Source organism: Tardiphaga sp. (assembly GCF_025356345.1).
Taxonomy (GTDB): domain Bacteria; phylum Pseudomonadota; class Alphaproteobacteria; order Rhizobiales; family Xanthobacteraceae; genus Tardiphaga.
Map to the genome: position 1 here is coordinate 1 of NZ_JANXTC010000048.1, position 7,648 is coordinate 7,648.

Genomic DNA, 7,648 nt, shown 5'->3' on the forward strand with positions numbered 1-7,648 from the left:
CGGCGCTCGGCCAGGTCGCGGTCGGCATCCCCTGCGTGATCGGCGGCTCGGCATCACAGGGCTTGCTGTCGTTCTGGGAAAAGCAGCAGTGATCCGGCGGCGGGCGGGTTGATCGCAAAGGGATAAGGCAGAGGGCGCCACGGTTGTCCAAAATTGCCGCAGATCCGATGCAGGATGGCCGGGTTCCATCTGACCGATGACCTTTGCCCGGGCCCTCACTGCCCCGCTAGACTGCCGTCCATGAAGCCGTCTGATTCTCGTCAAACCCCGAAAACCCCGACGCGCCGCGCCTTGCTGCAATCCGCACTCGGCGCCGGCGCTTTGCTCGTGCATCCGTTTGCGGCATTGGCCGCCGCCCCGCTCGGCTTCGACCAATGGCGCGACGGCTTTCGCGCCCGCGCGCTGGCCAAGGGTGTCTCGGACACCACCTATACCCGCGTGATGGGCCGGCTCGAGCCGGACATGACCGTGTTCAAATCGATGCAGAAGCAGCCGGAATTCAACGAGCAGCTCTGGCAATACGTCAATCGCCGCGCTTCCGACTGGCGCATTACCGCCGGCAAGGCGGCGCTGCGCAAGAACGAGGCGCTATTCGATCGCATCGAACAGGATTTTGGCGTCGAGCGCGGCACGCTGCTGGCGCTGTGGGGCGTTGAATCGGCGTTCGGCGATCCGTTGGTGCAGCAGAACCACATGCGCCCGGTGTTTCCGTCGCTGGCGGCATTGGCCTGGAACGAGCCGCGCCGACGCGCCTATTGGGAAACCGAGCTGATCAATGCGCTGAGGATCGTCGACAAGGGCTGGGGTACGCCGGACGAGATGCGCGGCTCCTGGGCCGGCGCGATGGGCCACACCCAGTGGATGCCGGAAGTCTGGCTCAATGTCGGCATCGATTACGACCGCGACGGCCGCGTGTCGCCGTTCGGCAGGCCGGATGACGCACTCGGCTCCAGTGCCAAATTCCTGCTCAGCCGCGGCAAATATCCGCGCGGCGAGCATTGGGGGTATGAGGTCCGCGCGGATGGCGTGGCGTCATCCGGCTCGGGCCGAACTTTCGCGGCGTGGTCAGCGATGGGTGTCACCCGCGCCGATGGAAAGCCGTTCCCGCGGCCCGGCACCAGCGCCAAATTATGGGTACCGGTGGCCGGCGGACCTGCCTTCCTGCTCGGCCAGGGATTTTACGCGGTACGCAGTTACAATCCGTCGATGAATTACGCGCTGGCGATTTGCCATCTCGGCGACCGCATTCTCGGCGCACCGCCCTTTCTGCAGCCGTTCCCTGGCTCCGAGCGGATCCTGACATTGGCCGAGGTGCAGGAAGTGCAGATCCGCCTGACCCGCGCCGGCTTCGACACCGGCGGCACCGATGGCCGCGTCGGCAACGACACCATGAAGGCGGTGAAGGACTATCAGGCCAAGATGGGCCTGCTGCCGGCCGATGGCTATGGCGGGCTAAAAGTGCTGGCACGGTTAAGGCAGGGTGGCTGAGCATCATTCGGGGGCGCGAGGGCAAAGCCCGAGCGAACCCGGAATCCCGAACTGTTTTGAACATATCGAGGTTCCGGGTTCGTTCGCTGCTTCCGCCCCGGAACGACAGTCCGTTGCTACCTGATCATCGCCGGCCCCGGATCCGGCACCGCCACATCGATCACCCGCAACTGCACGCGCTCGGTGCCCTGCCAGCGGTCCACCGCCAGCGAGCCTGCGACATGCAGCGGCTGGCCGCGATTGGCCAGCAGCGCGTGGCCGAGCTTCTGGCCAACCGAGCGGAACGCGATGCCGTTGACGATGGTGCCGTCGCTCGATTTGAAGCGCAGCCGCAGATGCGCCTGGCCGACTTCATCGGCATAGACCAGCTGGTGCGACGGCAGCGCCACCACCGGCTCCGGATTGCCGGCGCCAAACGGCCCTGCCCGGTTCATGGTCGCCACCAGCTCCGGCGTCACGCCGCGCGCGGTGACGGCGCCGTCGATGAACAGCTCTTTTTCGTTGCGCGACCTGGCGACATCATCGGCCAGGGCGGCTTCGACATAGGCGCGGAATTCGCCGAGCCGCTCTTTTCGCAAGGTGACGCCGGCCGCCATCGCGTGGCCGCCGCCCTTGATCAGCAGCCCGTCAGTGACGGCGTGCCGCACCACCTTGCCGATATCGACGCCGCTGATCGAGCGGCCGGAACCGGTGCCGATGCCGCCCGGTTCGAGCGCGATCGCGAAGGCCGGGCGGGAAAACTTTTCCTTCAGCCGCGAGGCCACCAGGCCAACCACGCCGGGGTGCCAGCCTTCCGCCGCGGTGACGATGACCGCGCCCTTGTCCTCAAGGCCGAGCGAGGCCATCGCCTCGGCCTCCGCCTGCGCCTCGGCCATCTGTTCGATGACCCGGCGCTCGACATTGAGGCGATCGAGCTCGGCGGCGATCCTTGCCGCTTCCGATATGTCGCCCTCGAGCAACAAACGCACGCCCAGATCCGCGCGCCCGATCCGCCCCCCCGCATTGATGCGCGGCCCCAGCATGAAACCGAGGTGCCAGGCCTCCGGCGGGCCATTGAGCCGCGCCACATCCATCAGCGCGGTGTGGCCGACATGGTCGCGGCGGCGCAGCGCGATCAACCCCTTGGCGACGAACGCGCGGTTGAGGCCTGTCAATGAGGCTACGTCGGCGACGGTGCCGAGTGCTACGTGATGCAACATGCCGAGCAATTCGGGCTCTGGCATCGTCGCGGTCCAGAAGCCGCGCTGGCGCAGCTCGCGGTTCACCGCCACCAGCGTCACCATCACGAGACCGACGGCGGCGAGATGGCCGAGGCCGGACAGATCGTCGGGGCGGTTCGGATTCACCAGCGCGTCGACATCCGGCAATTCGTCGCCGGTCTGATGGTGATCGATCACCACTACGGACATGCCGAGCTTTTTGGCCTCGGCCAGTGGCTCCAGGCTGGTGGTACCGCAATCGACCGTCACCAGCAGCGTGGCGCCGTTGCCGGCGAGCATCTTGATGGCGTCGGTATTGGGGCCGTAGCCCTCAAAGATGCGATCCGGAATGTGGATCTGCGGATCGAGCCCGCAATGGCGGAGATGCCAGGCCAGCAGCGCCGACGAGGTCGCACCGTCGACGTCGTAGTCGCCAAAAATCGCGACCTTCTCGCCGCGCTGCGCGGCATCGGCAATGCGCTTGGCCGCGGCTTCCATCTGCGTCACGGTAAAGGGATCGGGCATCAGCTTGCGAATGGTGGGGTCGAGGAAATCCTCGACGGCATCCAGCTCGACGCCGCGCCCGGCGAGCAACCGCGCCAGCATTTCCGGCAGTTGAAACCGCTGCACCATCGCCAGCGCCCGCGCCGCGCCGCGCTGGTCGACCCGGTCGCGCCAGGTCTTGCCGGTGGCCGACAGCGTGACGCCCAGAAAAGCGGGATGAGATGCAACAGGAATGGCGGTCGGGGACATGATCCGAGGACATAAGCACGAAGCGCGGGCCGGGCAAACCGGTCGCAACCAGTTGCCACCAGCTCAGTCAGCGTCGCTGCCGCCACCGACCAGCGTCGTCATGCCGACCTTCTCCCGGGCATCCACCTTTCCGCGGGCCATCGTGGATGGCCGGGCCTTCGCCGCCCCGAAGCGGCTTCGGCCGCCCTGGCGGAACAAGCCCGGCCATGACGACAATGAGGTGGCCCCTCTATCAGAAACCGAAATGCTGGATCACATTCGCTACGATGAAGACAATGATAGCAAGGGCAACGAGCTTCTTCTTCGTCGGCATCGTGTCTATCCGGCCACGAAGATAGCTCAGCTCGTCACGAGCAGCTTTGGTGTCTGATTTTGCTTCAAGCATTTCAGCACCCCATCCGCTTGGCCAGATCGCCGAAATCGTCCGCCACCACGTCCCATTCGCCGTCAGCCTTGAAGTCGCGGCTCTGGTGCGGGCCGTATTCGGTGATGCGCGGCACGAACGCGGTCTTCAGGCCGAGTTTTTGCGCGGCTTCCAGATCATTGTTGTGGGCGGCGACCATCATCACCTGCTCCGGCTTCAAATTGAGCAGCGCGGCGGCGCCGAGATAGGCCTGCGGATCCGGCTTGTAGTGCTCGAACAATTCCGCGCTCATGATCAGATCCCATGGCAGGCCGGCGAATTTCGCCATGTTGGTGAGCAACGCGACATTGCCATTCGACAGCGGACTGATGATGTATTTCGTCTTCAGCCGCGTCAGGCCACCGACGGAATCGGCCCACGGATGCAGCCGGTGCCAGCCCAGCGTCAGATGCCGCAGATCGGCGTCACTCAGTCCGATGATCCTGAATTTTTCGATCAGTACTTCGAGCGACTGCCGGTGCAGGGTATCGAGCTTGGCAAAGCCGCGCTCGGGATGGTGACGGACCACATCCATCGACGGCATGTAGGCGCGGCGCCAGGCATCCACCAGCGCGGTCCAGTCGGCACTGATGCCCTGCGACGATCCCCATTTGGTGAAATCGGCGATCAGGCTGGAGCGCCAGTCGACGACGGTACCGAACACGTCGAATACGAGGGCCTTGACGTCGGACATGTCGCTCATGGTTCGCTCCCTGATCGTCTGTTTTCGTTTTGTTAGTTGGCAACAAAATCGTCATTCCGGAACGCATCAGACGGCGAAGCCGGCTGATGCAGGACCGGAATCCCGAGATGTTCACCGTCACATCTCGGGATTCCGGGTTCGCTCGCAGCTTGCGCCGCTCGCGCCCCGGGATGACGATTCAGGCTAGAATACTTTTCGGTACTGCATGAATCCGGAATCGTCCGCGATCCGATCGTACAGCAGACGCGCTTGCGCGTTGTCGTTTTGGGTCAGCCAGTGCACGCGGCTGCAGCCCGCCGCCTTCGCCGCGACATATACTGCCTCAATCAGCTTGCGGCCAAGCCCCAGGCCGCGCGCGGTGTCGGCGACGAACAGATCCTGCAGATAGCAATAGTCACCGGGCGTCCAGGTCGAGCGGTGATACAGAAACTGCACGATACCGGTCAATGCGCCATCGACATAGGCGCCGAGCAGGAACATCGGCTCGGCGGGATCGTGGAAACGCGCCCAGGCGACGTCGCTGACCTCGGGGGCCAGCTTCGCCTTGTAGAACGTCAGGTAACCCTGCCACAGCGGCTCCCAGGCGGCGCGCTCATCGGCGCCGACGGCTCTGATCTCGACGTTTGCGGTCATGAACTCAAACTCAATCGAGGTGGAATTTTTCGAGCTGGCGGTGCTCGCCCTTGATGATGCGCACGGTGCCGGTGACCGAGCGCATCACGATGGTCTCGGTCTCGATCACATCGCCACGGAACTTGACGCCCGACAGCAACGAGCCGTCGGTGACACCGGTCGCTGCGAACAGGCAGTCGCCGCGCGCCATGTCCAGAATGCCGTAGATCATCTTCGGATCGGTGATGCCCATCTTCAGCGCGCGTTCGCGCTTCTCGTCGGTGTCGAGAATCAGCCGGGTCTGCATCTGACCGCCGATGCAGCGCAAGGCGGCAGCGGCCAGCACGCCTTCCGGCGCGCCGCCGGTGCCGATGTAGATGTCGACGCCCGACTTCTCCGGATTGGCGCAATGGATCACGCCGGCGACGTCACCGTCGTCGATCAGCCGCACGGCCGCGCCGGTGGAGCGGATCGCGGCGATGATCGGGGCATGCCGCGGGCGATCCAGCACCAGCGCCGTGATCGCTGAAGGATGAACGCCCTTGGCCTTGGCGAGCCGCTTGATGTTCTCGTCCGGCGTCGCGTCAAGGTCGATCACGTTCTTGTCGTAGCCGGGACCGATCGCGATCTTCTGCATGTAGACGTCAGGGGCATGCAGCAGCGTGCCGCCATCGGCCATCGCCATGGTGGCAATCGAGCCCGGCATGTCCTTGGCGCACAGCGTGGTGCCTTCCAGCGGATCGACGGCGATGTCGACCTTGGGACCGGCATTCATGCCGACCTTCTCGCCGATGAACAGCATCGGCGCCTCGTCGCGCTCGCCCTCGCCGATCACGATGGTGCCCTCGATCGGCATTTTGTTCAGTTCGCGGCGCATCGCGTCGACGGCGGCCTGGTCGGCGGCCTTCTCCTGGCCCTGACCGCGCAGCCGAGCCGCCGACACCGCGGCGCGCTCGGTCACGCGCACGATTTCCAGCGTCAGGATACGTTCCAGCAATTGTTGCGGCGGCACGGAAATATGGGTCGACATCGGGTGGGCTCCTTCAAACTTCACGCGGGTCAGTGGACCCGTACACATCTCAAACGCAGTCGTCAGTTCTTCTCGATCCGGATCACCTGCGGCTTGCCTGATATCACCTTGTCGCTCTGCACCGCCTGCAACGCGCGGCGCATCGCATCCTCGGAGGTGGCGTAGGTAATCAGGATCACCGGAACCGGCGCGGACTTCCTGGCCGCACCATTGCCGTCGATCATGCCGTCAGGATGACGCTGCACGATCGATTCGAGAGAAATCTTCTGTTCAGCCAGGCGGGTGGCGATCCGCGCGGCGGTACCGGCCAAATCGCGCGCCATCAATCGGATGTAATAGCCGCCGAGATGCCGCTCCATCGGTGCCTTGGTGGTGCTGTCGAGCTTGGCGACCGGACGACCGAAAGGCAGTGCGCGCACGCCGCGCGCGACATCGGCGATATCGGCGAGGACGGCGGAGGCCGTCGCCGCGCCACCGGCGCCGGGACCGACCAGCGTAATCGGCGAAATGCCGGATCCGTCGATCGTCACCGCATTGGTGACGCCCATCACCTGGGCGATCGACGAGGTCAGCGGCACCATGGTCGGATGCACCCGCTGCTCGATGCCGGTGGCGGTACGCATCGCTACGCCCAGCAGCTTGACGCGGTAGCCCAACTCGGCCGCGGCGCGCAGATCGGCGGCGGCGATCGAGGTGATGCCCTCCACATAGACCGCGCTCTGCGCCACCTTGGTGCCGAACGCCAGGCTGGCCAGGATTGCCAATTTTTGCGCGGTATCATGGCCGTCGACGTCGAATGACGGATTGGCCTCGGCATAACCCAGCCGCTGCGCATCCTTCAGACATTCCTCGAACGACAGGCCCTCCTGCTCCATTCGGCTCAGGATGTAATTGCAGGTGCCGTTCAGAATGCCGTAAACGCGGTCGATGCCGGTGCCGGCGAGTCCTTCGCGCAGCGTCTTGACCACCGGAATGGCGCCAGCGACGGCCGCCTCGTAGTTCAGCGCGCCGCCATGCTTCTCGGCCAGCGCCGCCAGCTTCAACCCATGTTTCGCAATCAGCGCCTTGTTGGCGGTAACCACCGACTTGCCGGATGCCAGCGCCGCCTCGATCGCGGACAACGCGGGATCACCGACGCCGCCGATCAATTCGACGAAGCAGTCGATTGCGGGATCGAGCGCGATCGCCATCGGGTCTTTGGCCCAGGTGACGCCGGTGAGATCGATGCCACGCTTCTTGGCCTTCGAACGCGCGGTGACGGCGACCACCTTGACGCCGCGGCCGCAGCGCGCGGCCAGAATCTTGCTCTGCTGTTCGATGAGACGGACAACCTCGGCACCAACGGTACCGAGTCCCGCAATACCCACTCGGAGGGGTGCGACCATAACGTTGAAGACCTGCCGGAAAAGCCTAGCGCCGGGTGGCGAGAGGAACCACGTTGTGCAACGTTTCAAGCCCGC

At 64.9% G+C, this 7,648-nt stretch carries 7 protein-coding genes; 2 read left to right on the plus strand and 5 right to left on the minus strand.

Going from position 1 to position 7,648, the window contains the following annotated elements:
• The first annotated feature begins 240 nt into the window (after nucleotides 1-240).
• Nucleotides 241-1,488, plus strand: a complete 1,248-nt coding sequence (locus Q0S16_RS02525; RefSeq protein WP_295844665.1) for a lytic murein transglycosylase — start codon at nucleotides 241-243, stop codon at nucleotides 1,486-1,488.
• A gap of 116 nt (nucleotides 1,489-1,604) precedes the next feature.
• Here the strand turns inward: Q0S16_RS02525 and recJ are convergent, their stop codons facing one another.
• Nucleotides 1,605-3,440 carry a single-stranded-DNA-specific exonuclease RecJ gene (gene recJ / locus Q0S16_RS02530; protein WP_295844667.1) on the minus strand — a complete coding sequence of 612 codons (1,836 nt, stop codon included), beginning with the start codon at nucleotides 3,438-3,440 and terminating at the stop codon, nucleotides 1,605-1,607.
• On the opposite strand from recJ, the gene Q0S16_RS02535 reads away from it, so the two are divergent.
• Complete coding sequence (locus tag Q0S16_RS02535; protein WP_295844669.1) at nucleotides 3,424-3,810, plus strand: hypothetical protein; 387 nt, start codon at nucleotides 3,424-3,426, stop codon at nucleotides 3,808-3,810. The two genes, recJ and Q0S16_RS02535, sit on opposite strands and share 17 nt — an antisense overlap.
• A 16-nt stretch (nucleotides 3,811-3,826) precedes the next feature.
• On the opposite strand, the gene Q0S16_RS02540 is transcribed toward Q0S16_RS02535, so the two are convergent.
• From Q0S16_RS02540 to Q0S16_RS02555, 4 genes are all read right to left on the minus strand, one after another.
• Nucleotides 3,827-4,546, minus strand: coding sequence for a haloacid dehalogenase type II (locus Q0S16_RS02540; RefSeq protein WP_295844671.1), 720 nt, complete (start codon nucleotides 4,544-4,546; stop codon nucleotides 3,827-3,829).
• 183 nt (nucleotides 4,547-4,729) lie between these two features.
• Entirely contained in the window at nucleotides 4,730-5,179 is a 450-nt protein-coding gene (locus Q0S16_RS02545; protein ID WP_295844672.1) for a GNAT family N-acetyltransferase, read from the minus strand.
• Nucleotides 5,180-5,189: 10 nt separating this feature from the next.
• On the minus strand, nucleotides 5,190-6,188 hold the full coding sequence (glpX, locus tag Q0S16_RS02550) for a class II fructose-bisphosphatase (protein WP_295844676.1): 999 nt from the start codon (nucleotides 6,186-6,188) through the stop codon (nucleotides 5,190-5,192).
• A 62-nt stretch (nucleotides 6,189-6,250) separates the two neighbouring features.
• The gene (locus tag Q0S16_RS02555; protein WP_295844679.1) at nucleotides 6,251-7,573 is read right to left on the minus strand and encodes a homoserine dehydrogenase; all 1,323 of its coding nucleotides are present in this window, start codon (nucleotides 7,571-7,573) and stop codon (nucleotides 6,251-6,253) included.
• Between the last annotated feature and the right edge of the window lie 75 nt (nucleotides 7,574-7,648).

Bases quoted from the DNA above. Each gene is read 5' to 3' on its own strand.
- recJ (WP_295844667.1), bottom strand. From the start codon at position 3,440: ATGTCCCCGACCGCCATTCCTGTTGCATCTCATCCCGCTTTTCTGGGC.
- glpX (WP_295844676.1), bottom strand. From the start codon at position 6,188: ATGTCGACCCATATTTCCGTGCCGCCGCAACAATTGCTGGAACGTATC.
- Q0S16_RS02535 (WP_295844669.1), top strand. From the start codon at position 3,424: ATGGCGGTCGGGGACATGATCCGAGGACATAAGCACGAAGCGCGGGCC.
- Q0S16_RS02525 (WP_295844665.1), top strand. From the start codon at position 241: ATGAAGCCGTCTGATTCTCGTCAAACCCCGAAAACCCCGACGCGCCGC.
- Q0S16_RS02540 (WP_295844671.1), bottom strand. From the start codon at position 4,546: ATGAGCGACATGTCCGACGTCAAGGCCCTCGTATTCGACGTGTTCGGT.
- Q0S16_RS02555 (WP_295844679.1), bottom strand. From the start codon at position 7,573: ATGGTCGCACCCCTCCGAGTGGGTATTGCGGGACTCGGTACCGTTGGT.
- Q0S16_RS02545 (WP_295844672.1), bottom strand. From the start codon at position 5,179: ATGACCGCAAACGTCGAGATCAGAGCCGTCGGCGCCGATGAGCGCGCC.